The sequence below is a fragment of the Micromonospora sp. NPDC050417 genome (genome assembly GCF_044458865.1).
GTDB lineage: Bacteria > Actinomycetota > Actinomycetes > Mycobacteriales > Micromonosporaceae > Micromonospora_G.
In genome coordinates this window covers 161025-186479 of sequence record NZ_JBITIH010000013.1, presented here as the reverse complement: position 1 = coordinate 186479, position 25455 = coordinate 161025, and the positions used below count along the sequence as shown (strand labels likewise).

General features: G+C 69.7%; 22 protein-coding genes. 12 read left to right on the top strand and 10 right to left on the bottom strand.

From position 1 onward, the window contains the following. Positions 1-19: 19 nt before the first annotated feature. Positions 20-958, top strand: coding sequence for a YbhN family protein (locus tag ACIBF5_RS18660; protein WP_396813147.1), 939 nt, complete (start codon positions 20-22; stop codon positions 956-958). A 40-nt stretch (positions 959-998) separates the two neighbouring features. Further along, the gene (ribA, locus tag ACIBF5_RS18655; RefSeq protein WP_396813145.1) at positions 999-1652 is read left to right on the top strand and encodes a GTP cyclohydrolase II; all 654 of its coding nucleotides are present in this window, start codon (positions 999-1001) and stop codon (positions 1650-1652) included. Between the two features lie 24 nt (positions 1653-1676). Here the strand turns inward: ribA and ACIBF5_RS18650 are convergent, their stop codons facing one another. From ACIBF5_RS18650 to ACIBF5_RS18640, 3 genes are all read right to left on the bottom strand, one after another. After that, complete coding sequence (locus tag ACIBF5_RS18650) at positions 1677-2132, bottom strand: deaminase (protein WP_396813143.1); 456 nt, start codon at positions 2130-2132, stop codon at positions 1677-1679. Further along, positions 2129-2818, bottom strand: a complete 690-nt coding sequence (locus ACIBF5_RS18645) for a RibD family protein (protein WP_396813142.1) — start codon at positions 2816-2818, stop codon at positions 2129-2131. The genes ACIBF5_RS18650 and ACIBF5_RS18645 overlap by 4 nt, the downstream gene beginning before the upstream one ends. Before the next feature lie 151 nt (positions 2819-2969). After that, positions 2970-3509, bottom strand: a complete 540-nt coding sequence (locus ACIBF5_RS18640) for a MarR family winged helix-turn-helix transcriptional regulator (RefSeq protein ID WP_396813140.1) — start codon at positions 3507-3509, stop codon at positions 2970-2972. 107 nt (positions 3510-3616) lie between these two features. On the opposite strand from ACIBF5_RS18640, the gene ACIBF5_RS18635 reads away from it, so the two are divergent. From ACIBF5_RS18635 to ACIBF5_RS18615, 5 genes are all read left to right on the top strand, one after another. Beyond that, a complete protein-coding gene (locus tag ACIBF5_RS18635) occupies positions 3617-5890 on the top strand; it encodes an LLM class flavin-dependent oxidoreductase (protein ID WP_396813138.1) in 2274 nt (757 codons plus the stop codon). Positions 5891-5988: 98 nt separating this feature from the next. Beyond that, the gene (locus ACIBF5_RS18630) at positions 5989-6999 is read left to right on the top strand and encodes an LLM class flavin-dependent oxidoreductase (RefSeq protein ID WP_396813136.1); all 1011 of its coding nucleotides are present in this window, start codon (positions 5989-5991) and stop codon (positions 6997-6999) included. An 87-nt stretch (positions 7000-7086) separates the two neighbouring features. Further along, positions 7087-7734 carry a M15 family metallopeptidase gene (locus ACIBF5_RS18625; protein WP_396813134.1) on the top strand — a complete coding sequence of 216 codons (648 nt, stop codon included), beginning with the start codon at positions 7087-7089 and terminating at the stop codon, positions 7732-7734. A 105-nt stretch (positions 7735-7839) separates the two neighbouring features. After that, positions 7840-10851, top strand: coding sequence for a BTAD domain-containing putative transcriptional regulator (locus ACIBF5_RS18620; RefSeq protein WP_396813132.1), 3012 nt, complete (start codon positions 7840-7842; stop codon positions 10849-10851). Between the two features lie 60 nt (positions 10852-10911). After that, the gene (locus tag ACIBF5_RS18615; RefSeq protein ID WP_396813130.1) at positions 10912-11460 is read left to right on the top strand and encodes a GNAT family N-acetyltransferase; all 549 of its coding nucleotides are present in this window, start codon (positions 10912-10914) and stop codon (positions 11458-11460) included. 157 nt (positions 11461-11617) lie between these two features. Here the strand turns inward: ACIBF5_RS18615 and ACIBF5_RS18610 are convergent, their stop codons facing one another. Continuing rightward, positions 11618-12511 carry a LysR family transcriptional regulator ArgP gene (locus tag ACIBF5_RS18610; protein WP_396813128.1) on the bottom strand — a complete coding sequence of 298 codons (894 nt, stop codon included), beginning with the start codon at positions 12509-12511 and terminating at the stop codon, positions 11618-11620. A gap of 96 nt (positions 12512-12607) precedes the next feature. Here ACIBF5_RS18610 and ACIBF5_RS18605 point away from each other — a divergent pair, with 96 nt between their 5' ends. Further along, positions 12608-13204, top strand: a complete 597-nt coding sequence (locus tag ACIBF5_RS18605) for a LysE/ArgO family amino acid transporter (protein WP_396813126.1) — start codon at positions 12608-12610, stop codon at positions 13202-13204. A 551-nt stretch (positions 13205-13755) separates the two neighbouring features. Here the strand turns inward: ACIBF5_RS18605 and ACIBF5_RS18600 are convergent. Then, complete coding sequence (locus ACIBF5_RS18600) at positions 13756-14127, bottom strand: hypothetical protein (RefSeq protein WP_396813124.1); 372 nt, start codon at positions 14125-14127, stop codon at positions 13756-13758. A 32-nt stretch (positions 14128-14159) separates the two neighbouring features. Continuing rightward, positions 14160-15668: a helix-turn-helix domain-containing protein gene (locus ACIBF5_RS18595; RefSeq protein WP_396813122.1), complete on the bottom strand. Its 1509-nt coding sequence runs from the start codon at positions 15666-15668 to the stop codon at positions 14160-14162. Positions 15669-15882: 214 nt separating this feature from the next. On the opposite strand from ACIBF5_RS18595, the gene ACIBF5_RS18590 reads away from it, so the two are divergent. Continuing rightward, on the top strand, positions 15883-16488 hold the full coding sequence (locus ACIBF5_RS18590; protein WP_396813120.1) for a hypothetical protein: 606 nt from the start codon (positions 15883-15885) through the stop codon (positions 16486-16488). Here the strand turns inward: ACIBF5_RS18590 and ACIBF5_RS18585 are convergent. Then, positions 16485-16850, bottom strand: a complete 366-nt coding sequence (locus ACIBF5_RS18585; RefSeq protein WP_396813118.1) for a hypothetical protein — start codon at positions 16848-16850, stop codon at positions 16485-16487. The genes ACIBF5_RS18590 and ACIBF5_RS18585 overlap by 4 nt on opposite strands. A gap of 112 nt (positions 16851-16962) precedes the next feature. On the opposite strand from ACIBF5_RS18585, the gene ACIBF5_RS18580 reads away from it, so the two are divergent. The 3 genes from ACIBF5_RS18580 to ACIBF5_RS18570 all read left to right on the top strand — a co-directional run bounded on the left by ACIBF5_RS18580 (position 16963) and on the right by ACIBF5_RS18570 (position 21624). Continuing rightward, on the top strand, positions 16963-17547 hold the full coding sequence (locus ACIBF5_RS18580; RefSeq protein ID WP_396813116.1) for a metal-dependent phosphohydrolase: 585 nt from the start codon (positions 16963-16965) through the stop codon (positions 17545-17547). A gap of 53 nt (positions 17548-17600) precedes the next feature. After that, entirely contained in the window at positions 17601-18473 is an 873-nt protein-coding gene (locus tag ACIBF5_RS18575; protein WP_396813114.1) for a hypothetical protein, read from the top strand. Positions 18474-19416: 943 nt separating this feature from the next. Then, positions 19417-21624 (top strand): discoidin domain-containing protein, encoded by a 2208-nt coding sequence (locus ACIBF5_RS18570; protein WP_396813112.1) that lies wholly within the window; start codon positions 19417-19419, stop codon positions 21622-21624. Positions 21625-21693: 69 nt separating this feature from the next. On the opposite strand, the gene ACIBF5_RS18565 is transcribed toward ACIBF5_RS18570, so the two are convergent. The 3 genes from ACIBF5_RS18565 to ACIBF5_RS18555 are packed head-to-tail and all read right to left on the bottom strand — an operon-like array spanning position 21694 to position 25451. Then, positions 21694-22410 (bottom strand): copper homeostasis protein CutC, encoded by a 717-nt coding sequence (locus ACIBF5_RS18565; RefSeq protein ID WP_396813110.1) that lies wholly within the window; start codon positions 22408-22410, stop codon positions 21694-21696. Next, positions 22407-24521 (bottom strand): dipeptide ABC transporter ATP-binding protein, encoded by a 2115-nt coding sequence (locus ACIBF5_RS18560; RefSeq protein WP_396813108.1) that lies wholly within the window; start codon positions 24519-24521, stop codon positions 22407-22409. Before ACIBF5_RS18560 ends, ACIBF5_RS18565 begins: the two co-directional genes overlap by 4 nt. Positions 24522-24533: 12 nt before the next feature. Further along, a complete protein-coding gene (locus tag ACIBF5_RS18555) occupies positions 24534-25451 on the bottom strand; it encodes an ABC transporter permease (RefSeq protein WP_396813226.1) in 918 nt (305 codons plus the stop codon). Between the last annotated feature and the right edge of the window lie 4 nt (positions 25452-25455).

The following is a 25455-nucleotide window of genomic DNA, read 5'->3' as shown; positions in this document are numbered from 1 at the left end:
GGCGTCGACGATGAGGCGGATGAACGGGGCCTGGGTACGGACGCTCGGCGGGATCGCCATCCTCGCCACCCTGCTCTGGTGGCTGGGCGCCGGTCCGTTCCTCGACGGGCTGCGCCTGATCGACGGCTGGGCGCTGGCCGCCGCACTCGGCATCGGCGTACTGACCACGGTCTGCTGCGCCTGGCGCTGGAGCCTGGTCGCCGGCGGCCTCGGTGTCTCGTTGCCGTTGAGCACGGCCGTGGCCCACTGCTATCGGGCGGTGTTCCTGAACGCCACGCTGCCCGGGGGCCTGGTCGGTGACGTGCACCGGGCGGTACGACACGGTCGCGATGCCGGTGACGTCGGTCGCGGCATCCGAGCGGTGGTCTGGGAACGGGTCGCCGGGCAGGTGGTCCAGGCCGTGGTCGCGGTGACCGTCCTGCTCGCGCTCCCGTCTCCGGTCCAGTCGTACCTGCCGGTGGCGATGGCGGTGGCGGTGGCCGGGGCGGTCGGTGCCGTACTGGTGGTCCGGGCGCTGCCCCGGGGTGGACAGTCACGGTGGGCGCGGGCACTGCGCGGCGCCGAGGCCGACCTGCGCGGCGCGTTCCTGGCCCGACACAACTGGCTGGGTGTGGTCCTGGCCTCCACTGTGGTGGTCGCCGGTCATCTGGCGACGTTCCTGGTCGCGGCCCGCACGGCGGGCTCCACCGCGCCGCTGTCCCAACTCGTGCCGCTGACCACGCTGGCGCTGCTGGCCATGCTGCTGCCGGCGAACATCGGCGGTTTCGGGCCGCGTGAGGGTGTGGCCGCGTGGGCGTTCGCCGCCTCCGGCCTGACCGCCGCCGAGGGCGTGACCACCGGCATCGTGTACGGGGCACTGGTGATCGTCTCAAGCCTGCCCGGCGCCGCCGTACTCGTGCTCCGGCGCCTCCGGGCACCCGCCACCGCCGCGCGCCGGGGCGCCACCGTGGGTGGTTGAGTCCCCACCCGGTACGGCACCGTTCAACCAAGGGAGACCCATGTACGACGCACTGCCTGTCGCGACAGTCCGGACGCAGGTCACGGTGCCGCTGCGCTTCCCTGACGGGTACGCCACGACAGCGCGGCTGTTCTCGTTCCACGGGCTGGTGGACGCCCGGGAGCACCTCGCGTTCGGCCTCGGCGACTGGGCTGGCTCGCTCGGCCGGTCGGTCGCCGGCGGACCGGCCCCACTGGTCCGCCCGCACAGCGAGTGCCTCACCGGCGACGTTTTCGGCAGCCAGCGGTGCGACTGCGGTCCGCAACTGCGCGAGGCGGTCGAACGGATCGCCGACACCGGCGGATTCCTGCTCTACCTGCGGCAGGAGGGACGTGGCATCGGCCTCTACGCCAAGCTCGACGCGTACGCGTTGCAGGACGCGGGGCTGGACACGTTCGAGGCGAACGTGGCGCTCGGTCACCGGGAGGACGAGCGCGACTACACCGCCGCCGCCCAGATGCTTGCCACCCTGGGCGTGGACCGGATCACGCTGTTGAGCAACAACCCGGAGAAGACCGAGCAGCTGCGCCGGCTCGGCGTGACCGTGACCGAGGTCGTGCCGACCGGGGTGTTCCTCTCCCCTGCCAACGCCGACTATCTGGCGGCGAAGGCCAGCCGCGCCGCCCGCGCCTCCGACCTGCCCGTCGTCAGTTGACCCGGATGCCGGTCACCGGCACCGTCAGGGTGACTGATCCGGTAGGAGCAGGTGGCCGTTGACGGCACGGACCTGGTCGGCGAGGTCGGGTATCTCGACCACCTCGACGCCGGCCGCCTGGAGCAACTCGACGGCGTGACAGTCGGCCAACAGCGGCGGTTCGCGCAGCGCGAACACGACCCGGCGAATGCCGGCGGCGAGTATCAACTGGGTGCAGCTCCTCGGCCGGGAACGGCGGGTGCTGCACGGTTCCAGTGAGCTGTAGATGGTGGCCCCGGAGAGGTCGGTGTCGGCGAGCTTGGCCAGCGCCGCCTCCTCCGCGTGCACGTACGGGTCGGTCTCGCGGGAGTAGCCGGTGGCCAGCCGCGCCCCGTCGGGGCCGACCACCACCGCGCCGACGGCGTAGGCGAAGCTGACCGGTGGGCTCTGGTACGAGAGCGCGATCGCCGCTTCGAGCCACTGGCGGTCGTGGTCGGTCACGCGGCACCGGCCCGGTCGGAAAGGGCGTAGCGGACCAGCACCACGTCGCCGATCTGGCGGACCTCGGCCACCCGGGCCCGTCGACCGGGGTGCCACGGGAACCGGCCGTCGTTGACGAACCGGGGCGCCCGGCAGTCGCCGACGAAGAACGGGGCGATCACCAGGTGCAGTTCGTCGGCGAGCCCGGCGGTGAGGAACTGGGTGTGCGTCGCGCCTCCCCCCTCCACCATGAGCCGGCGTACGCCGCGCCCGGCGAGGTCGGCCAACGCCCGTACCAGGTCGACCGGTTCGCCCCCGTCGACCACGGCCGCCACGCCCGCGAGCCGTTCCCGGGTCTTCTCGACCGTGCCGGTGGCGCAGTAGACGATCTTCTCGGTCTCGTCGCTGAAGAACCGGGCCGCCGGGTCGATGTCGCCGCTGCCGACCACCGTGACCCTGGTCGGTGACGCGGGCAGGCCGCGCGCGACCCGCTCGTCGCGGCGCCGCTGCGAGCGCACCAGGAGCCGGGGGTTGTCCCGCCGGATCGTGTTGGCGCCGACCAGGATCGCGTCGCACTCGGCCCGCAACGCGTCGACCCGGTCGAAGTCCTCGTCGTTGGAGAGCAGCAGCCGCTGGTCGCTGGCGTCGTCGAGGTAGCCGTCGATCGACGTGGCGCAACTCAGCAGGACGTACGGTCGCTCACTCACTGGCTCGACTCCCTGGTGCGCTGGACCGACCTGCCGCCGCACCCGGCGGTGCACCCGTCCGCGCTGGTACGAGCGGCCGGTCAGGCGAGGGTGCCGTTGCATTATCTGCCCTGGCACAGGGGGCGGGGCCGGGCCCCGACGGGAGTGTGGTCTACGGCGCCGATCTGTCGGCGGAGGCCGGGGCGAGGACGTCCTGCACCGCGAGGCAGGGGTCGGTGGCCGGTGCCGCGACATGGATCGCGTCCGCCGCGCGTTCGGCTGCGGCCCGGAACAGGTCCCGCTGCTGTTCCGGGAGCCCGGCGAGTACGTGTTCCTCGGCGTGCGCGACCCGGCGTTCGGCGTCGGCGAGCACCTGTCGTCCGTGCTCGGTGGCGACGATCCGGCGTGCGCGCCGGTCGCGCGGGTCCAACTGCCGCTCGATCAGGCCGGCGGTCTCCAGGTCGTCGAGCAGGTACGTCAGGACGCTCCGGTCGATCACGAGTCGGGTCGCGAGGGCGCCCTGGGTCGGGACGTCGTCGTGGACGACCACGCCGAGGATGTGGAAGCCCCGGCTGCCGTGGGGGAGCTCCCCCAACGCCTCCTCGACGTGTTCGTGCCAGCGGCGCAACACGGTGGCGAGGGACCAGCCGAGATTGGTGCCCGGCCGGCGGCGCTCCGGCCGGTTCGCGAGGTCTCCATCAGCGGCGGACATGCGATCGAGTCTAGCAAGGTAGGTTGATCACAACATGTGTTGTCGAGCAAATCATTTGCTGCCTAGAATTCATGTCGCACCAACGATCGTGAGGCAAGGAGAAGGGCATGCCCGACTACGGCCACGAACTCCTGTTCGGGACGTTTGTCACGCCGAGCGCGAACGACCCCGACCGGGTCGTGGCGCTGGCCGAGTTGACCGAGTCCGCCGGACTGGATCTGGCGACGTTTCAGGACCACCCGTACAACGCGGAGTTCCTCGACACCTGGACCCTGCTGAGCTGGGTCGCCGCGCGAACCGAACGGATCCGCGTCTCGGCGAACGTGCTCAACCTGCCGTTGCGCCCACCGGCGATGATCGCCCGGGCCGCCGCCAGCCTCGACCTGCTCTCGCACGGTCGGTTCGAGCTGGGACTCGGCGCGGGCGCGTTCTGGGATGCGATCGAGGGCATGGGAGGCCGTCGCCTGACCCCCGGTCAGAGCGTCGAGGCGTTGAACGAGGCGATCGACATACTTCGCGGCGCCTGGGACACCTCGACGCGGGGGCCGTTGCGGCTGCGCGACGGCCACTACCCGGTGCCGGGGATGCGACGAGGCCCGGCACCCGCCCACGACATCGGCATCTGGCTGGGTGCGTACAAGCCTCGGATGCTGGCGCTGACCGGCGCCAAGGCCGACGGATGGCTACCGACCCTGGAGTTCCTGAAGTCACCCGACCGGGTCACCGCCAACCGCATGATCGACGACGCCGCGACCGTCGCGGGGCGTGATCCCCGTCAGATCCGCCGCCTGCTCAACCTCCTCCAGGTCGACTTCTCCCCCACCAACCGGGGCCTGTTCCAGGGGCCGCCGGAGCAGTGGGTCGAACAACTGCTGCCCCTGGTGCTCGATGAGGGATTCAGCGCCTTCCTCGTCGGACGCGACGACCCGCGCATCATCCAGACGTTCGGCCAGGAGGTGGCGCCCGCGTTGCGCGAGGCCGTCGACCGGGAACGTGGCACGCGTGCCCCCACCACCGGACCGGCGCGGGCGACCGTGGCCCTGGCCCAACGCCAGCCCGGCCTCGACTACGACGCGCTGCCGGCGTCGCTCGCGGCCAAGGCGGTCGAGCCCGGGGACCCGGAGTACGACCGGGTCCGGCACACCTACAGCCACCAGGGAACACCTGCGGTGGTGATCCGGCCCGGCAACGCCACGGAGGTGGCCGAGGCGCTGGCGTACGCGCGGACACAGGACGTACCCCTGTCAGTGCGCAGCGGTGGCCACGGCATCAGCGGTCGCTCGACCAACGACGGCGGCATCGTCGTCGACCTGTCGAGAATGAACAAGATCGAGGTGCTCGACCGCGCGACCCGCCGGATCCGTCTCGAACCCGGTGCGCGCTGGGGAGAGGTCGCCCAGGCGCTCGCCCCGCACGGCCTGGCGATGAGTTCCGGCGACTACGGCGACGTGGGCGTCGGCGGGCTCGCCACCACCGGCGGGATCGGCTACCTGGCCCGCAGGTTCGGGCTGACCATCGACCACGTCGTGGCCGCCGAGATCGTCGTCGCCGACGGCAGGCTGCTCCGGGTCGACGCGGAACACCACAGCGACCTGTTCTGGGCGATCCGTGGCGCCGGCGGCAACTTCGGCGTGGTCACCGCGTTGGAACTCGAAGCGTACGAGGTCGGCGACGTGGCGTACGCCCAGCTTCTGGTCGACGCGACCGACACCGCCGGGATGCTGCAACGGTGGGGGCGACTCGTCGAGGACGCGCCGCGCGAACTCACCAGCTTCCTCATGGTCTTTCCCGCACGGCAGCAGAGCCCTCCGATGGCCCAGGTCACCCTCGTCTACGCCGGCGACGACGTGGACGCGGCGCAGGAGGCGCTCAGCCCGTTCCTGGAGATCGGGCCGATCCTCCAGCAGCAGGCGCAGTTGGTGCCGTACCCGGCGATCGTCGCCGCCCCGCACCACCGGCACCACGGACAGGGACTGGATGACGTACACAGTGGTCTGCTGCACCACATCACACCGGAGGCAGCGGGCGCGGTGGCGGCCATGATCCGCTCCGGGGACGTGATGACGGTCCAGTTCCGGTCGGTCGGCGGCGCCGTCAACGACCTTCCCCGCGACGCCACCGCGTACCCGCACCGGACCCAGAACTTCTCCCTGCTCGCCGCCACCGTCGCGGAACGACGGGCAGCACTCGACAAGCTCTGGGCCGACCTGTACGGGCAACTCGACGGCATGTACCTCAGCTTCGAGGCCGACACCGATCCGGAACGCCTGCTCGACGCCTTCCCCGAACCGACCCTCGGTCGGCTGCGCGAGGTCAAGGCCGCCTACGACCCCGAGAACATCTTCAACCGCAACTTCCCGATCCCCCCGGCGGACAGCTAGCCGCCCGACACGCGGCGTGGGGGGACGTTGCGAACACGATCGATAACGACAACCATGTCCGATAGGTCGGGTCGAGTCCCGTACCAGCGAGGAGGACCATGTCTCCCCCACAGGCACACCTGTTCCTGCTCGCCGGGCAGTACCCCGGCACCACCCACGCCCAGACCCTGGAGGCCGCCCGGCACTACGCGCTCGCCGCCGAGACCGCGAACTACGCCGGAGTGTGGATCGCCGAACACCACTTCATCTCGTACGGCATCTGCCCCTCCGCGCTGACCTTCGCCGCCCACCTGCTCGGCGCCACCAACCGGATCACGGTGGGGACGGCGGCCTGTGTGCTCTCCAACCGGCACCCGGTGGCGCTAGCCGAGGAAGCGGTGCTCCTCGACGAACTCGGCGGCGGGCGGTTCGCGTTGGGCGTCGGACGCGGCGGCCCCTGGGTGGACCTGGAGGTCTTCGGCACCGGACTGGACCGCTACGCGAACGGCTTCGCCGAATCGGTCGACCTGCTCGTGGCCTGGCTCTCCGGCGCCGAGGAGGTGGCCGGGACCGACCGCTTCCCGTTCCGCCCGGTCCGGGTGGTCCCCCGCCCCCGCCGACCGGTCCCGACCTGGATCGCGGCCACCTCCGCCCACACCGTCGACCTGGCCGCCCGGCACGGCCTCCCGCTCCTGCTCGGGCTGCACGCCGACAACACCGAAAAGGTCGAGCTGCTCGGGCACTACGCCCGCGTCGCCGAGGAACACGGCCACGATCCGTCGACGGTGGAGCACGCCAGTGCACACCTCGCGTACGTCGCCGACACCGACGACGACGCCCGTGCCGCCGTCCGGACACACCTGCCCGCACTGCTCGGCGGCGTGGACGAGTACGTCCGGATCGACGGCACCCCGACCGGTGGACGGGATCACCGGCGGTACGTCGAGCGGCTGCTCCAGATCCACCCGGTCGGCGCCGCAGCCTACTGCCGCGAACGACTCGCCGAGGCCGCGGCGACCACCGGCGTACGCCACCTGCTGCTGATGGTCGAGGCCGGGGGCGGCCGGTCGGCGACGCTCGACAACATCGACCGGCTGGCCGCACAGGTTATCGCCACAACCACGAGTTGAAGAGAAATTGGAGCGGGATCCGGCACGCTCGTCCCATCGGGGGGAGTCGCCGTCCGAACTGGGGCGGACACGCATCGTCGGGAATGGGTGCTGAACGTGGGCATGGTGCTGCTGTCCGATCCAGCGGTGATGGCGACTCCGGTACGAGAGTCCGGCGAGCCATTGGTGGATCTACGCAACGTGGCAGCGTTGCGGATCGACCAACGGCTCGCCGACCCGGACGGTAGGTACGCACACCTGCGGGTCGGGGTGGTGGACCGCCTGGTGATGGCACAGACCATGCTGCCGCCCGGGTTCAGGCTCCTCGTCGTCGAGGGCCACCGCCCGATGCGGACCCAGCGGCAGTACTTCGAGGCACACGTCCAGCGGCTACGGGACCGGACGCCCGACGCCGACGAGTCGACACTCTGGCACCAGGCCAGCCGTTACATCTCCCCACCGGAGGTCGCGCCACACGTGGCCGGAGCCGCCGTGGACCTGACCCTCTGCACGGTCGACGGCGAGGAGGTCTGGATGGGTACGGAGGTGAACGACACCGACACCGACACCTGTCACACCGACTCGGCAGACATCTCCGCCGAGGCGCGTACCAACCGGGACCGGCTCGCCACCGCACTGCGCACCGCGGGGCTGGTGAACTACCCGAGCGAGTGGTGGCACTGGTCGTACGGCGACCGCTACTGGGCATACCTGACGCACGCCAACCACGCCCCGTACGGGCCGGTCGAGGGCTGATCCGACCGCTCCGGACAGCCCCGTCGTCACCTCGACCCGCGAGCCGGCCGAACCACGGCCACTACGATCCAAGGGTGTCGGGTGGCGTAGTGGCTGGAGGTCGTCGTGCTGCAGGTCCGACTCCTCGGCCCGGTCGCGGCCTACTCCGCGGATGAGCCGATACCGCTGGGGGGCAGCAAACCCCGGGCGCTCTTCGCGGCACTGGTGCTCGAACGGGGACGGGTCGTGCCAGCAAACCGCCTGGTCGACGTGGTCTGGCCGGAAAACCCTCCGGAGCGGGCCCGCGCGCTGATCCAGACCTACATCTCCACGCTGCGCAAGTCGTTCGCCCGGCACGGGCACCCCGAGGTGATCGGCACCGAGTCCCCCGGCTACCTGGCCCGACTCGACGGCGCGACCGTCGACGCCGACCTCCTGGCCGACCTCGTCGACAGGGCGAGGGAACAGGTCGCGCGGGGCGACCTCGCGGGCGCATCCGGCCTGCTCCACCGGGCGGTCGGCCTCAGCCACGGACCGGCCCTGTCGGGACTGGGGAACTCCCCCCTGGAGGCGGAGGCCCGCCGACTCGACGAACTGCTGCTGACCGCGCTGGCCGAACGCTTCGAGATCGAACTGGGCATGGGCCGACTCGACCACCTCGCCGAGCTGACCGGCCTGGTGACGCGGCATCCCACCAACGAACGCCTACGCGGACAGTTGATGGTGACGCTGTACCGGCTGGGACGCCAGACCGACGCGCTCGCCTGCTATCGAGAGGGCCGCTCGGCCCTCGTCGATGAACTGGGGGTGGAGCCGGGGCGGCGGCTGCGGGACCTGCACAGCGCGATCCTGCGCGGCGGCGGCGACCTGCTTGAGACCAGCCAACCGGCTCGGGAACCCCGACCCCCGGCAGTCGTCCCGGCGCAGGTGCCGCTCGGCCCCTCCGACTTCACCGGACGCGAGGCGGTACGTACCACGCTCGCCGACGCGCTGCGGACCGCGACCCCCGGCACCCACGTCCTGGCCGGCCAGGGCGGCAGCGGCAAGTCCGCCCTGGCCGCCTGGGTCACCCGGCAGGTGGCGGAGTCGTTCCCGGACGGTCAGCTCTACGCCGAGATGCGGGGCATGACCGAGACGCCGGCAACCCCCGACGAGGTGCTCGCCGGTTTCCTGAGGTCGCTCGGCGTCAACCCGACCCACCTGCCGGACTCGACCCGTGAGCGGACCGAGCTGTACCGCAGTCTGGTCGCCGACCGGCGCCTGCTCGTCCTCTTCGACGACGCCGCCGACGAGCAGCAGGTCCGGCCCCTGCTTCCGGCCGGCCCGAGGTGCGCGGCCCTGATCACCTCACGGGACCGGCTCGCCGGGCTGGCCGGCGCGGCCCTGACCGAGGTCGAAGTTCTCACCGACGACGAGGCATGGACGCTGCTCACCCGCATCGTCGGCGCCGCCCGGGCCGACGGTGACGCCGAATCGGCCCGACGCATCCTGGCCGCCTGCGAGAACCTGCCGTTGGCGATCCGGATCGCCGGCGCGCGGCTGGCAACCCGTCGGCACCTGCCACTGCGGGTGCTCGCCGAACGCCTCACCGACGAACGACAGCGCCTCGACGAACTCGCCGCCGGCGACCTCGCGGTCCGGTCCAGCATCTCCCTGAGCTATCGGGCACTGGACCCGTCGGCCCGCACCGCCCTGCGGCACCTGGGCTTCTTCGGCCTCCCGAAGTTCGACGCCTGGGTGCTGAGCTTCCTGCTCGCCACCTCCGTCTCTCTCGCGGAACGGATGCTGGAGGTGCTGGTGGACGCGCATCTGGTCGAGTTCACCGGGGTCGACCAGACCGGGGTGCTGCGCTACCGCCTGCACGACCTGGTCCGCCTCTACGCCCGTGAGCGGGCCGATGCCGAGGAGCGGCCCGAGGTGCTGCGGGACGCCATCTCCCGGGCGGTCGGCGGGTGGCGGACCATGATCGACCGCATCACCACCACCTTCCCTCCGGCCGAGGTGGTCTGGCGCAGGCCACCCGGCCCCGGGCTGCCGATCGCCGAGGAGTTCGCCCAACGGGTGCTCGCCGACGCGAGCGGCTGGCTCCAGCGCGAGGAACCGGTACTGGTGATCGGCGTCGAACGGGCGGCAGCGGTCGGCCTGCACGAACTCGCCTGCGACTTCGTCTCGGCCAGGATGGCGTTGCAGTTGGAGGGCGCCAACCGGTTCGAGCTCTGGTCCCGGATCGTCACCGCCGCCCTTGAGGCCGCCGAACGGGCCGGCAACCTCGACGGTGAGGCGAGGATGCTGGCCGAACTGGCCCAACTGCGCTACGCCGAGGACCGGTACGACGAGTCCCGGCGGTACTTCGGCGAGGCGCTGAGCCGGTTCCGTGTGCTCGGCGACGTCCCCGGTCAGACCGCCGCCCTGGCCGGACTGGGACTCGCCTGCCGGGAGCCCGGCTACCTGGCCGAGGCGCTGCACTTCCTCAACCAGGCCGTACCACTGTTGCGGGATCTCGACGACGCGGTCGGCATCGGGTACGTGCACCGCGTACGCGGCTCGGTGCTGCTGGAACAGGGCGACTTCGCGATGGCGCTCGCCAACTTCGAGGTGTCGTTGCGGGCCTACCGGCGGACCGGCAGCCGGCGTGGGGTCGCGTACACGTTACGCAGCCTCGGCCTCTACCACCGCGCCCGAGGCGACTACGAGCAGGCGTTACGGGCCTGCGCCGAGTCGGCCGAGATCTTCCACGAACTCGGCAACGAACTGATGCACTCGTACGCCGTACGCGCCCACGCCACCACCGAACTGCGGATGGGGCGGGCCGACGCGGCGCTGCCCCGGCTGGAGTGGGCGCTGTCGGTGGCGCGGGAGGCGGGCGACCGCTGGGGGCAGGGAGTCGCGCTGCGCGTACTCGGTCAGCTCTACCTGGCGACCGGGCAGCTCGGGTTGGCGGAGGCGTCGCTGGATGCCTCGCTGTCGCTGTGGGACCGGGTGCAGGCACCACTGTGGCGGGCACGTACCCGGTACGACCTGTCCCTGGTGTACCGGGCGCGCGGCGACATCGACCGGGCCGACACGGCGTTCACCGACGCGTACCAGGTGTTCCACCACTACAACTCGCGCGAGTACGTCGAACTCCGGCGCCACTGACCCGGCACGCCCCGCCGCGCCGAGGCGGTCGGAGCCTGCCACGCGTCTAGGCTCACCCCCGTGGACGATTCCGACGTTCAACTGCGACCCACACGCGCCGACGACCTCTGGCTATTCGAACGACAGGCGGTCGACCCAGAGGCCGTGGGCTCTTTCAACTGGTCCGGATACAAGGATCCGACACACGCGCGCCGCCAATTCGACCAGAACGGCTTACTGGGCCCGGACGCCGGACGACTCGTCGTGTCGAACGGCGGCACCATAATCGGTGACGTCGCCTGGAGCAGGGTGACGTACGGGCTTCCGACCTGGTGGTGCTGGAACATCGGGATCTCACTGCTGCCCGAGTATCGGCACCGGGGCCTCGGCACCGCGGCGCAGTCACAACTCGTCCGCTATCTGTTCGGCACGACTCCAGCCGAACGGATCGAGGCATACACCGACGTGCAGAACAAGGCCGAACAGCGGGCGCTGGAAAAGGTCGGATTCACCCGGGACGGCGTACTTCGATCCACGCAGTTCCGGGACGGACAATGGTGCGACCTGTACCTCTACAGTCTCCTGCGACACGAATTGGAGACCGGTCCCGGCTACGGTTACGGGGAATGACGTCAACGGCCGGCGAGGCGGTCAGTGCGGTCTCATCTCGACCAGTTGCTCGCCCCCGCTGGTGCGCTGGTAGAGCACCGTACGTCCAGTTGGGTGGTGGTCTTCGGCGACTCCAACTGGGTGAGGATGATCGCCCGTACGGGGCCGAGCAGGGCACTCAGCGCAGGGCAGACCTGGCGGCGGTCTGTACGGCGCTGGTCAGCGCGTTGAGGATGACCGAGTCCAGCCGCCAGTGCTGCCAGTAGAGCGGCACGTCGAGGTGTCGGCCGGGGGCGATCTCCACGCAGCGGCCGGCGGTGATGTCGTCACGGGCGATCTGCTCCGGCACCAGCCCCCAACCGAGGCCGAGCCGGACCGCCTCGACGAAACCCCAGGCGGATGGGACGTGGTGCAGTGGCGGGTCGAGCCGTCGCCGGGTGACCCGGTTCAGGAAACGGTGCTGGAGGGTGTCCTTGCGGTTCAAAGCGATCATCGGTGCGGCGGCGAACGAGTCGCGGGCCGGTCCGTCCGAGAAGTGCCGGGTGGCGAGCCGGGGCGCCGCGACGGCGAGGTAGCGCATGGCGCCGAGCCGTTCCACCCGACACCCCTGGACGGGTACGTTCTGCGCGGTCACCGCGGCCATCACCGATCCGTCCCGGAGCAGTTCGGCGGTGTGGTCCTGATCGTCCTCTCGGAGATCGAAGGTGACCGTGAAGCCCGGTGGCAACTCGGTCAGGGCGGCGAGGAACCAGGTGGCGAGCGAGTCGGCGTTGACCACCACCGCGACCCTGGTCCGGGCCTCGGCGCCGCCCAGGGAGCCACGGGCGGCGCGCAGCGCCTCGTGTTCGAGGAGGGCGACCTGACCGGCCAGGCGGAGCAACGCCTGCCCTGCCTCGGTCGCCTCGCACGGCTTGGTACGGCGTACCAGCACCTGCCCGACGACCTGTTCGAGCGCCTTGATCCGTTGGCTCACCGCCGACGAGGTGACGTGCAACGTACGGGCTGCGGCCTCGAAGCTGCCCTCGTTGACGACGGCCGCGAAGGTGGTGAGCTGTACGGAGTCGAGTGCCACCTAAGTAATCCTAATCAAGCCTAAGAATCATTAGCTGGAGCGAAGCTCCCCGCGACCGTAGCGTCGGCGCATGTCCTCCTCCCCCACGACCACGTCATGATCGCCTCCACAGTCGCCGGGTTCTCGGTCTCCCTCGCGCTGATCGTCGCCATCGGCGCGCAGAACGCGTTCGTCCTGCGCCAAGGGCTCCGCCGGGAACACGTCCTGCCCGTGGTCGTGGTCTGCGCCGTCTCGGACGCGCTACTGATCACGGTCGGCATCGCGGGCGTCGGCGCGGCCATCGCCAACCACACCACCCTGCTCGACATCATCCGCTACGGCGGTGCCGCGTTCCTTCTCTGCTACGCCGTGCTCGCCGCCCGGCGGGCACTACGGCCGGCGGCGCTCACCCCCACCGAACGGCCTCCGGCCGCACTCGGCGTGACCCTGCTGACCTGCCTCGCCATCACGTACCTCAACCCGCACGTCTACCTGGACACGGTGCTGCTGCTCGGAGCCGTCGCCCACCAGCACGAACACCGCTGGCTCTTCGGCGGCGGAGCCGTCCTGGCCAGCACCGTCTGGTTCGCCGCACTCGGCGCCGGGGCGGGACGGCTCGCCCCCGCGCTGACCCGGCCGACCGCGTGGCGCGCGCTCGACGCTCTGATCGCCGTGGTGATGGTGGCGCTCGGCGCCTCCCTGCTCCTCGGCTGACCAGGTACACATCCGCCCTGGTCACATACCGACAGGCGAGACAAGAATATCGTGGTCGCGACCGTAGGCCACCAAGGCATCCGTATTCTGATATTCGCCGTTGGCCGCACTCGGGGTGAGCTTGTCGAGATAGCAGAAGAACTCGGCAGACGCAAGACAGCGACTGATGCTTATAGGCAATTGATTGGTTGTAGTCCGAGGGCCTTTCGACGATGTCGTCGAGGATGTCAGATCTGTTCCGGCCGGTCGTGGCGAGGATGCCGTACCTGTACGCCTCGCGGCCGTCGACGGTAACGGCCACGATAGCGTCAGGTGTACCGGCACCATCGCGGCGCCGCACCAGGTCGACGAGGTCGGATCCCCCGTCGGAACGCAGGAGGACGTCGTCTCCGCCGAGAAAGAGGAAGTCATCCTCGCCTACCAAGTCCCGAGCGATCATGGCGGGTGCGGCGGTGCCGTACCGATGGTCATCACCGAATGCGAGACGGAGCCGAATGTGAGACGGAACCCTTAAATCTCAGATCCCAGCCAGCGGGACCATCGTGGCTACTTCACCTAGGTGGTACCGAGGTGATCTCGATGTGCTCGAAGATGTCGGCGTCGGTCTCCTGCTGCCAGCTCGGTAGGTCGTTCCAGGCCGCGACGTACGACGGTTTCGGGTTCGGGATGTGGCGGTGGATTTGTGCGGCCCAGCACACCGCGACGAACTGGCCCTTCTGGGTCCGGGTTAGCTGTCGGGTCGCGCCGCCGCTGCCGTGGATGAAGGCGGCGATCAGGTCGTAGACGGTCGCGGCGCTCCGCTGTTCCCAGTCTGGTGTTTCGTCCCACGGAATGACGTAACCCGGCTTCGGTTCGCCCGGGTAGTGCTTCCTGACTCCTGCGATCCATGCCTCACGGAAGACTTGCCCGTTTTCCATCGACACTTGGAGTACCTTTCGTCGCCGGTCCCGAATGATCAAGGCGTTGTCGTGCTCAGTTGTGCAATCTGCGCGGCCAGGTGCTGCACGTGCTGGTCTGTGGGGTAAGCCGCGAGGTACGGGAGCAGGCTGCATAGCTTGCGGACTACGACTCCGGAGCGGGTCTGCCGGGCGATATCGAGCGCCGCGGTGCCGTGGGTGACGAGTTGTAGGGGATCCCGGTGCAGCGCGCCGACGGCCGCCAGGTCAACCAGCGTGACGCCGCGGCGCCGGCCGGGCGGGGTGCTGCTTAGTACGTCGGTCAGGATCGGTTCGGCTAGGTCCGGGCGGCGCTGCCTGACGTAACAGCCGGCGCGGTCTTCTGCCAGCCGGCTGCCGTCGAAGCGAAGCCAGCCGCCGTTGTGTGGGCGGGCGCCGAGCGCGTGGACCTGTTCTGCGGTCTCAAGGGCGCGCTGGCAGCCGTCCAGGTCGCCGACGCCGGCGAGGGCTTGTGCGTGGACGGCGTTGACCCAGTGCCGGGTAGATAGGTGGGTGTCGCCCCGGGAGGCCAGGTCGTCTGCCAATTCCAGCAGGGGTACGGCGAGCTCGTAGCGTTGCTCGAAGACGCTGATGTACGCGTGTCGGGTCATGGCGCAGGCCCAAAGGTCCATTGCCCCGGCTTCCCGGCTTGCTGTGGCGGCAAGGGTGTAGCAGTGCGCCGCATTGGCATAGCGGTTGGCATCGAATGAGAGCTCTCCGGCGAGTTGGAACGCGTCGGCGGTCAGCTCACACAGTCGCTGGTGAACGGTGTCGGGTTGTGGGTGGCGCAGGGCCGTGGTGAGCCGTTCGAGCTGCGCTCGGACGTCGGGGAACAACTTGCCCTTGGCCGGCGCGGCAAGAAAGTCGATCCATAGACCGTCGTTGAGAGCCGCGAGATGCTCCACCGTCTCTGGATCACCACGTCTGGAGAGATCAGCGGTAAGGCGGTTGGGGTCGAGCCGCTGAGGGTCGATCAGGGCTGTGGCTTGTCCGGTGCTGAGTGCGGCGGCGGCCACGCTGAGCAGGGACAGGATGTCGCGGCGATTCATGTCGGCGGAGTCCGGCTCGTGAGCATCGGGCGGCGCAGCAGCATAAGCGGAGTTTCCCACACTGCCGGGGTCGAAATCCGGACCGTGGTCGGCGAACGGGCCATGGAACCAGCGCAGATGAGTCGGCATGCCGAGCGTACGTGCCCAGAGTTCGAGGCGGTCCAAGTCGCGGATTGACGGACCGCTCTCGATGCGGCTGAGCTGCGGCTGGGTAAGGCCGACCCACGCCGCGACCGTCGCCTGTGGGATGACGCCTCCGTGGAACGGATGGCGCCGGTATGCCGCGATGAGGTGGCCAAGGTGGCGCTCCTGTACCGCGTCCCGGACGCGGTCCGTTTCCCAGAATTCGGCGGGCACGACCGGCGGGCGGGCGAGCCGGTCATGGGCCTGTCGGACGCAGGCAGCGCAACTGGTGCCAGGGTTGTCGCGGGCCAGCCGGGTGCCACATCCGCAGTAACGGTACTCGGCAGATGAGGTCACGGCGTGAATCGCTCCTCGCTGTCGGACGACCAACGGGCGGTGACGGACACGCTACACGGGCCGTATGCGCAGCGGGTATACGTCGCATGCTCCAATCGGCATGTCTCTCGGCCTGGCCAGTTACCTAAGGTACGTCGTAACCGGGTGCGGTGGCCGATGCCAGAGAGGGCTCGGCCACCGGGCTCGCCCGATCCCAACCCTAGGGAGGACGGCCATGACCACCGATCTGGAAGCGACGACGGTCGGCAAGCGGGCAGCGGAAATCCTGGAGGCCGTGCAGGCGCACCCCGCCTACGCGCGCCTCACCGACGCGTCGATGAAGTACAGCCCGTGCTGGGCGACGTTCACCGGCTACCCCACGATCTCCAACTGGAACCTGGCCGCCGACGGCGGGCCGCTGCTGGTTGAGGCGCTGCGTGTGCTGGCGCTCAAGGCCGCGGTGTACGACCTGACCGGCGGCGACGAGCAAGCCGCTGAGCTGTTGGTCCCCGACCCGGTGGACGAGATGATCCACGCCGTCCTGGCGCAGTTCACGCTCATGACCAAGCTGCAAACGGACCTCGGCCTGCTCTTCCCGCACGCCACCGAACTGGAGTCCTACACCTACACGCGGGGCTGCGTCACCGACGACTACTACGCCGCCGCCGGTTGGGGCGAGCCGCCCCTGCGGTACTGGCTCGACAGCGGCGATGTCCATCGGCGGCTGGCCATCCTCAACGGCCTCTACCAGCAGGTCGGGATCGGGGCCGACGGACGAAGCCACAACATCGACTTCGACACCGTGGCCGACGGGCGGGAGCCCGTCGGCGCCGTCAGCTAGCGACGGGCCAGCTCGACCGAGAGCACTCGGCGCAGGGCCGCAACCACATCGCCCGAGGCGAACCGTTGGGTGGCGACCCGTTCGGCCCACGCCACGGCCGTAAAGATCTGGTCCTGGCTCGCCATGCGCAGTGTGGCGACGAGCCACCCCTCAAGGTCTTCCCGCTCCGTCGGCAGTTCCAACGCCTCTGGCGACGGCGGCGGGGCGGGAAGACTCAGGTCCGGCAGCGGCACACCGGCCGACGCGTACGCACCCGGGGGCATGCCGACCCGGTACGGATGCACGCACACCGCCGTCCCGCCCCGGCCCACCCGCCACCCGACAGCCGGGTCGTAGGCGAACTGACGGTCCGGACGACTCACCACGTCGAAGCATCCTGGGCCGAGCACCTGTGCAGGGCAGACCCCACACGTGTCGTCAGGCCACGACGGCAGCGGACCATCCACGCACCAATCCTAGGGCGGAGGCGCTCAGATGACCGTCCCATCCCCACCACGCCACCCGACGATCGACCGGGCCATGGCAGACGCCCGCACCTGGTGCGCCGGTCGGATCATCGACGACCGGCCCGCGATCGCCCACGCCGTCCGGGTCGCGGTCACTCTCGGCCGTCACGTTCCAGACGTCGCACCGGACATGGTCGCGGCCGCGCTGCTGCACGACAGCCCAGAGTTCGCCCCAGCCGGCATCAATCTCGATGCAGTCCTCACCAGCCGCTACGGCCCGGAGGTGACCCGGGTCATCCGTGCCCTTGAGGTCGAACACGCCGCACTCGACAGCCCCGACCCGCCGGTCACCGTCGATGACCACCCAGTACTCCTGATCTCCACCGCAGACAAGATCGTGGCTCTCACGTCCCTCCTGCGCCGCGCCGTGCTCTCCGGCAACATTGACGCCTTCTTCGGTGCTCGCCCCGGCCTGCTGCGCCTGCTGCCGTACTTCCGGCGGTGCCACCGCGCCAGCGCCGAGCATGTGCCACCAACCATGACCAACCAGCTCGGCATCGTGCTCGATCACCTCGACCAGGCCACCGCCCCGGCACGGCTCGCACTACGGTGAGCGACAGCTCGTGGGACTCCCACCTCATCGATCGCCTATGCGTCGATCTCTGCATGGCAGCAGGTCTGCCCGCGCCGACGCGACGACTACCGATCCGGGTATGGCGACTGTCCGGGGTAGAACGGGTTCTCCTCGCCAACGGTGCGACCGTCGTCCTCAAATACGCCAAAGCCCCCTTCGCCCGTGAGGCCCAGGCACTCACCATCGCTGCCGCACGCCGCATCCCCGTACCCACACTCCGTGCCGCCACCACTGTCGACGGTGTCCTCGCCATGATCATCAGCGATCTCGGGCAAAGCAGTCGCCCCCCGCACCGTGCCGACGTAGCCACCGCCGCCGTTCGTCTACACGAAGGCGGTCCGGCTCCCGAGCTCCCCACCGTCAATCAATCCACCCTGCAAGCCCTACCCGGCCAATGCCTGGCACTGGTCGACCACCTTCACAACACCGGACGAATCACCAATCCCGAACAGCTCAAACGCCCACTCACCGCCCTCGCCTCAGACGCCCGACGCCTCGCCGCCGACACGGAGAGGCCACCGTACGGCCTCTGTCATGGCGAGCTTCATCCCAGCGCCATTCACATCGGGCAGGCGGGATGGCACCTCCTCGACCTCGCCCTCGCACACACCGGGCCCGGACTACTCGATCTCGCCTCCTGGTACGGCACCCGCGACGCCCCCAAGCAGCACACCTTCGAAAGGCTGATCACTGAATACATCGCCAGCGGTGGCGACCCCGCCGCCAACACCGATCGCGGTCGCCTCCCAGCCGCCGCCTGGGCGCTCGGTTGGCACCGAATTACTTCCGCCGCTTGGCACCTCGGCCAGGCCGTACGAGACGCCGCGCGAGACTGGGTCGACCCGGCGGACCTACGAGCGGCGCATCGGCAGCTTGCTACTGCCGCGGTCCTGCTCGTTCAGTGAGGCTTACGACCACTCCTCAGTCTGAAGGGCTCATCCGACACCCGACGGTGCCGAACGAATCTCGAATGGATGCATATCCCCGCCGTCGCCCCGACCTGCCGGACAGCCGTGTACACGACTAGAGGGACCAGCCGCCGTAGGTCAGGCCGCACCGGTCGCAGTCGCTGTCCGGATGGAGTTCGGGCGGCCAGGCGTGGTCCACACAGTTGACACCCCGCCTCGATACACGGGGATCCGTCAGACCTCCGACGGGGGGATCGACAGCGGCGTGACCTGGGGTGGGGCAGGGCTCGTTCGGGGTGCCGGCGTCATCGGTCGTGGCCTGCTCCAATCACCCGTGGTGAGCGATGCCGGGCCGGTACGGGGGCGGAGAGCTAGACCTCCGTCCATGATGCACTGATCAACAGCCTACCCCCAGTGCTCAGTCGGGCACGAGTGGTGATGGCCTGTCAACCGGCATTGGCCCGGCCGAACGCGTGGCGCGTGCTCGACGCTCTGATCGCCGTGGTGATGGTGGCGCTCGGCGCCTCCCTGCTCCTCGGCTGACCGAGTGCACACCCGACCAGGTTCAGGAAGGTGAGTCAGAGTGTGCTGCTCACACGGCCATGACCTGCGCCAACAGGGGCGCCACGGCGGCAGATCTGGGTGCCGTTGTACCTACTCCAACTCGTGACCCTACTGTCCAGATTGGGGACTGACGAGCCGGGTGGCCGGAAACAGCAAGTTGGACGGAGCTTGTCCCGTACCTTGACACAAAGATCCGATGTATCCAGACTGTGAGGGGATCGAAGACGACAAGATTCTCGCCATTCCGCTCATTCATCGGATGTTTCGTGGACTAACGTGCTTCGGAGGGACTGTGTCTCGGATCGTGGTTCTTGGGCTGACACTCGCGTTGGCTGGGGGTGGCGTCAGCCCGGCTGCCACGCCGAAGGCATCGCCGGTGATCGTCAAGGTAGCTGCCTTCGGGGCCGACCCCACCGGCCGGGCCGACTCCGCGCCCGCGGTCACCGCGGCGCTGCGGCACGCCAAGACCCTCGGCCGCCCGGTCAGGATCGTCTTCGCGAAGGGCACCTACCAACTGTTCCCGGAGCAGGCCGAGACGCGCGAGCTGTACGTGTCCAACACGGTCGGCGCCGACGAGCGGTACCGAGACAAGAAGATCGGGCTGCTCGTCGAGGACATGCACGACGTCACCATCGACGGTCGCGGCGCGAAGCTCGTCTACCACGGCCTGCAGACGGCATTCGCGTCAATCCGCTCGACCAACGTGACGTTCACGAACTTCTCCTTCGACTACGCCGCGCCGAAGGTCATCGACGCCACGGTCGCCGGCGTGGGCGTGTCCGACGGTCACGCCTACCGCATTCTGTCGATCCCCGCCGGAAGCCCGTACCGGGTAAGCGGAACGCACATCACCTGGCTCGGCGAAACGAGCCCGGTCACCGGGCAACCGTACTGGTCAGGCGTCGACGGGCTCGAGTACACACAGATCCACGATCCGGCGGCGCAGCGGACCTGGCGCGGCGACAACCCTCTGTTCACCGGCGTCGCCACGGTCACCGACCTCGGGAGGCGCCGGATCCGCATCGACTACACGACCGCCACACCGCCGTCGGATGCCGGGCTCGTCTACCAGATGCGGCTGATTGGGCGGGAGGAACCGGGCGCGTTCATCTGGGAGTCGAAGAACGTCACGATGCGCTCGATAAACGCCCATTACCTGCAGACCTTCGGCGTCGTGGGCCAGTTCAGCGAGGACATCACCATCGACAAGGTGAACTTCGCGCCGGACCCGGACTCTGGCCGGACGACGGCGTCCTTCGCCGACTTCGTCCAGATGTCCGGCATCAAGGGCAAGGTCACGATCACCCGGAACGTCTTCGACGGCCCGCACGACGACCCGATCAACATCCACGGCACCTACCTTGAGGTTATCGGGAAACCGGGTCCGGACACCCTCACTCTGTCCTACAAACACCGAGAGACGGCGGGCTTCCCACAGTTCTACCCCGGTGACGAGGTGGAGCTCGTCGACAAGCTCACGATGTCCCCGCTCGATGGCGGGAGGGCGGTGGTCACCGCAGTGGACGGGCCGAGCGGAATGGACCACACCAAGCCGCTGACCACCATGACCGTCACCTTCGACCGGCCACTCCCCGGCGCGGTCGAGATCGGCGGCACGGTCGCGGAGAACATCACCTACACACCGTCCGTCGTCATTTCCGGCAACGTCTTCCGCAACGTGCCGACCCGCGGTGTGCTGGTCACCACCCGCAAGCCGGTGCTGATAACCGGCAACCACTTCGACGCGATGTCCATGTCCAGCATCTACATCTCCTCCGACGCCTACCAGTGGTACGAGTCCGGACCCGTTGCCGACGTCACGATCCGCAAGAACTCGTTCACCCGACCCGCCGGTCCGGTCATCTTCGTTGAGCCGACCAACCGGCTCATCGACCCGGCAAAACCGGTGCACCACAACATCTCGGTCGAGAGCAACACGTTCGACATCGGCGACGTCACCGTCGTCAACGCCAAGAGCGTCGCCGGGTTCGGCTTCACCAGAAACACCGTCCGGCGGCTGGACGGGCCAGGTCACCCGCCGTACACCTCACCGCTGTTCGTGTTCCACGGCAGCTCGGACATCCGGGTCGCGAACAATCACTACGACAAGGGGTTGAATCCTTCCGTGGTGAAGGACCCCAACGTGGCATTGGGTAAGCCGGCCTCGCAGCAGAGTGTGGCCTGGGACGGCGTCGCCAGCCGCGCGGTCGACGGCAACACCGACGGCAACTACCACGCGGGATCCGTCACCCACACCGCTGACGCATCCGACCAGGCGTGGTGGCAGGTGGATCTCCTCAGCAGCTACGCCATCGACGAGATTGCGATCTGGACCCGAACGGACTGCTGTGCCGAACGCCTGACGAATTACTGGGTGCTCCTGTCCGACTCCCCGATCAACGGAGACTCGCTTGAGGCGGCGCGGACGGCACCGGGCGTGACCGCCATCCACCAGCCGGGTCAGGCCGGGCGCCCCACCAGGATCGATCTCGACGGCCCGACAGGCCGCTACGTCCGCGTACAGCTGGAGTCGGGCAACGACCCGCTGTCACTGGCGGAAGTTCAGGTACGAGCCCGCCAGTGACGACGCCCCCGCGTACCAGCAAGCCAGGATCAAAGGCACTGCGGCGCTGGTACGCGGGGGTAACACCCATCAGCTTGTACGGACTGCGGCGACCACCTGACGTACCTGGTCGCCGTCGGTGGCCTCACGCCCATCGCGGTCCACGGGTGCCCGCAGGTGCACCTCGCGTGCCCCGGTCCGCTCGACCACCTCCCGGACGTTGTTCGCGCGGATGCCACCGCCCGCGATCACCCGCAACCGCCCCGCCGCCTGTCGTCGCAGCGCGGCGAGGCGCTCCGCGCCGGTCAGGGCGGTCGGTGCCGCGCCGGAGGTGAGGACCGCGTCCGCGCCGAGGGAGATGATCTCCTCCAACGCGCCGAACTGATCCTCGATCTCGTCGAACGCCTTGTGGATGGTGACCGGCATCGGCCCGGCCGCCTCGACCAGTCGACGCAAGACGGGCAGGTCCAGCCCACCCCGCTCGTTGACGGCCCCGACCACCACCCCGAGGGCGAGGTCGTGCGGGTTGTGCAGGCCGCGTATCGCCTCGATGTCGGCGAGCATGACCTGCTCCTCGGCCGCACTCACCCGGAAGTCGCCGCCCCGGGGACGGACCATCACGCGTACGCCGGCCCGGCGCAGCAGTCGCAACGTGACCGCGACCGCGCCCAGGCTCGGGGTGGTCCCGCCCTGGCCGAGATCGGCGCAGAGCTCCACCCGGTCGGCACCGGCGGCCTCCGCGACCAGGGCGCTTGGTACGTCCCCCACGCAGATCTCGACCGTCGTCGGTAGCTCTGGCCCGCTCATCCGACCACCTTCGCACCCGCCGTGACCCGAGCGGACTCCGGGCGCAGCGGAAAGTGACAGGCGACCTGGTGTACGTCGCCGGCGAGCGGTGGCTCGGTCTCGCAGACGGCCTCGGCGAGCGGACACCGGGTCCGGAACCGGCAGCCGGTGGGCGGGTTGAGCGCGCTGGGCAGCTCACCCCGGATGGTGATGCTGTCACGCGGTACGGCACGGTCCGTAGTGGCGGTGGGGACGGCGTCGATGAGCGCCTGCGTGTACGGGTGCCGGGCAGCCCGTACCACATCGTGGGCCGGGCCGACCTCGACGAGCTTGCCGAGGTACATGACGCCGATCCGGTCGGCCATGTAGTCGACCACGGAGAGGTTGTGGCTGATGAACACGTACGCCAGGCCCAGTTCGCGTTGCAGTTCCCGCATCAGGTTCAGCACCTGCGCCTGGATCGACACGTCGAGCGCGCTGACCGGCTCGTCGCCGACGATCAGGCGGGGCTGCAGGGCCAGTGACCGGGCCAGGCCGATGCGTTGCAGTTGACCACCGGAGAACTCGTGTGGGTAACGCTCCAGCACCCGCCGGGAGAGTCCGACCTGGTCGAGCAGGGTGGCGATCCGTGCCTGACGCGCCGGCCCGTCACCGACCTGCTGGATCTCCAACGGCTCGGCGAGGATCGCGTCGACCCGCATCCGTGGGTTCATCGCCGCGTAGCTGTCCTGGAACATCAACTGGACCTGCCGGTGCATCCGACGCCGTTCACGCCGGTCCAGGGTCGCGGTGTCGGTGCCGTCGAGGACGATCTGCCCGCTGCTCGGTTGCTCCAGGCCGACGACCAGCCGCCCCACCGTCGACTTGCCGCACCCGGATTCGCCCACCAGACCGAACGTCTCGCCGGCCCGGACCTCGAACGACACCCCGGCCACCGCGCTGACCTGCCCGGTGACCCGGCGCAGCAGCCCGCCGGTGGTCGCCTCGAAGTTCTTGACCAGCTCTCGGACCGCGAGGATCGGCTCCTCGGTTGCCACCGGCGCCGCCACCGGTACGGCGACCTCGCGGACCACCGGCGCCGCCACCGGTGTCACGGTCGGCGTCGCGGCGGGGTGCAGGCAGGCGTGCTGGTGGGCGTCGGTCGAGAGCGTCACCTCGGTGGTACGGCAGTCCGCCGAGACGAACCGGCAGCGCGGGGCGAACCGGCAGCCGGTCAGCGGCCGGGACAGGTCCGGCGGCAGGCCGGGAATGCTGTACAGCGGTTCGTTGCCGTCGGTGTCGCGCATCGCCGATTCGGGCAGCGCCTCCAGCAGCGCCTCGGTGTAACGGTGTCGGGGGGAGCGGAACAGTTCGGCGGTGGCGGCGTTCTCGACCACCCGGCCGGCGTACATCACCGCGACCCGGTCGGCGCGTCCGGCGATCACGCCGAGGTCGTGCGTGACCAGGATGACCGCCATCCCGAACTCCTCGCGCAGGTCGTCGATGAGTTCGAGGATCTGCCGCTGGGTGGTGACGTCGAGGGCGGTGGTGGGCTCGTCGGCGATCAGCAGGCGCGGGGAGCAGATGAGGGCCATGGCGATGGCGACGCGCTGCCGCATCCCACCGGAGAGTTCGTGCGGGTAGTTGTCGACGATCCGGTCGGGGCGGGGCATGCCGACCCGGCGCAGCATCTCGATCGCGCGTTCCCGCGCCTGCGCCTTGCCGACCCCCTGGTGGACCCGGAGTGGCTCGGCGACCTGGGTGCCGATGCGCATCGTCGGGTTGAGCGAGGTGAGCGGGTCCTGGAAGACCATGCCCATCCGCACGCCACGGATGCGCCGTACCTCGTCGGGTGGGAGTGCGCGCAGGTCGTGGCCCTCGAAGAGAATCTGCCCGCCGACCACCTCGCCGCCTGCGGGCAGCAGTCCCATCACCGACAGCGCGGTCATGGTCTTGCCGCTGCCGGATTCGCCGACGATGCCAAGTGTTTCGCCCGGCCGGATCTCCAGGCTGACGTCGTCGAGGGCGCGTACGGTGCCGCGACGCAGCGCGATGTCGGTGTCGACGTGCCGCAGGTGCAGCAGGGGCTCCGGGTCCACGAGCGTGGCGGAGCCGTCGTGGGGGCGGGTGGTCGGATCGGTTGGTGCGCTCATAACCTGCTCCTGCTAGCGCCGCCGGAGGCGGACCTCGAAGGCGTCCCTTAGCCCGTCGCCGATGAAGTTGAAGGCGAGGACGATGAGGATGATGGCGATTCCGGGCGGATAGAGCAGCCACCAGTGGCCGCTGTAGGTGTCGGCGAGGCCGTCGGAGAGCATGCCGCCCCAGTTGGCCGCCGGCGGGGGAACGCCGAGGCCGAGGAAGGACAGGTAGGCGACGTAGAGGATCGCGTCGGCGACCTGGAAGGTGGCGTTGACGATCACGGTGCCGATGGCGTTCGGGACGATGTGCCGGCGTACCGCGCGCCCACCGGTGCCGCCCATGGCCCGCATCGCCTGGATGTACTCACGGGAGCGCAGGCTGAGCGCCTCGCCCCGGACCAGCCGGGCCGGTCCCAGCCAGGCGAAGGCGCCGATGATGAGGATCAGCATCGGCACGCTCGGGGTGACGATGGCGGCCAGGAGCATGAACAGGAACAGCGCCGGGATCGACATCATCGCGTCGACCACCCGCATCATCGCCGCGTCCACCCAACCGCCCGCGAAGCCGGCGACGGCTCCCCAGACGGTACCGAAGGCGGTGGCGAGAATGCCCGCCGCCAGCCCGACGACGATGGAGGTCTGTCCGCCGAGCATGAGGCGGCCGAGTTGGTCGTAGCCGACGCCGTCGGTGCCGAGCGGGTGTCCGGCGGTGCCGGGGGCCAGGTGCACCGAGGCGAGGTCGGTGTGGACCTGGTCGGTGCGGTGCAGCAGCGGCCCGAGGAAACAGATGCCGGCGAGCAGGATGAACAGGCCCAGCCCGACCAGGGCCAGACGGTTCTCGCAGAAGACCGCGACCCCTTGACGCCAGAGGCCGCGTACGGGTGGCTCGTCGGTGTCGCCGAGGCGGGAAGGATTCGGGTCAGCCGGGCGGGGTGTCTCGTCCAGGGTC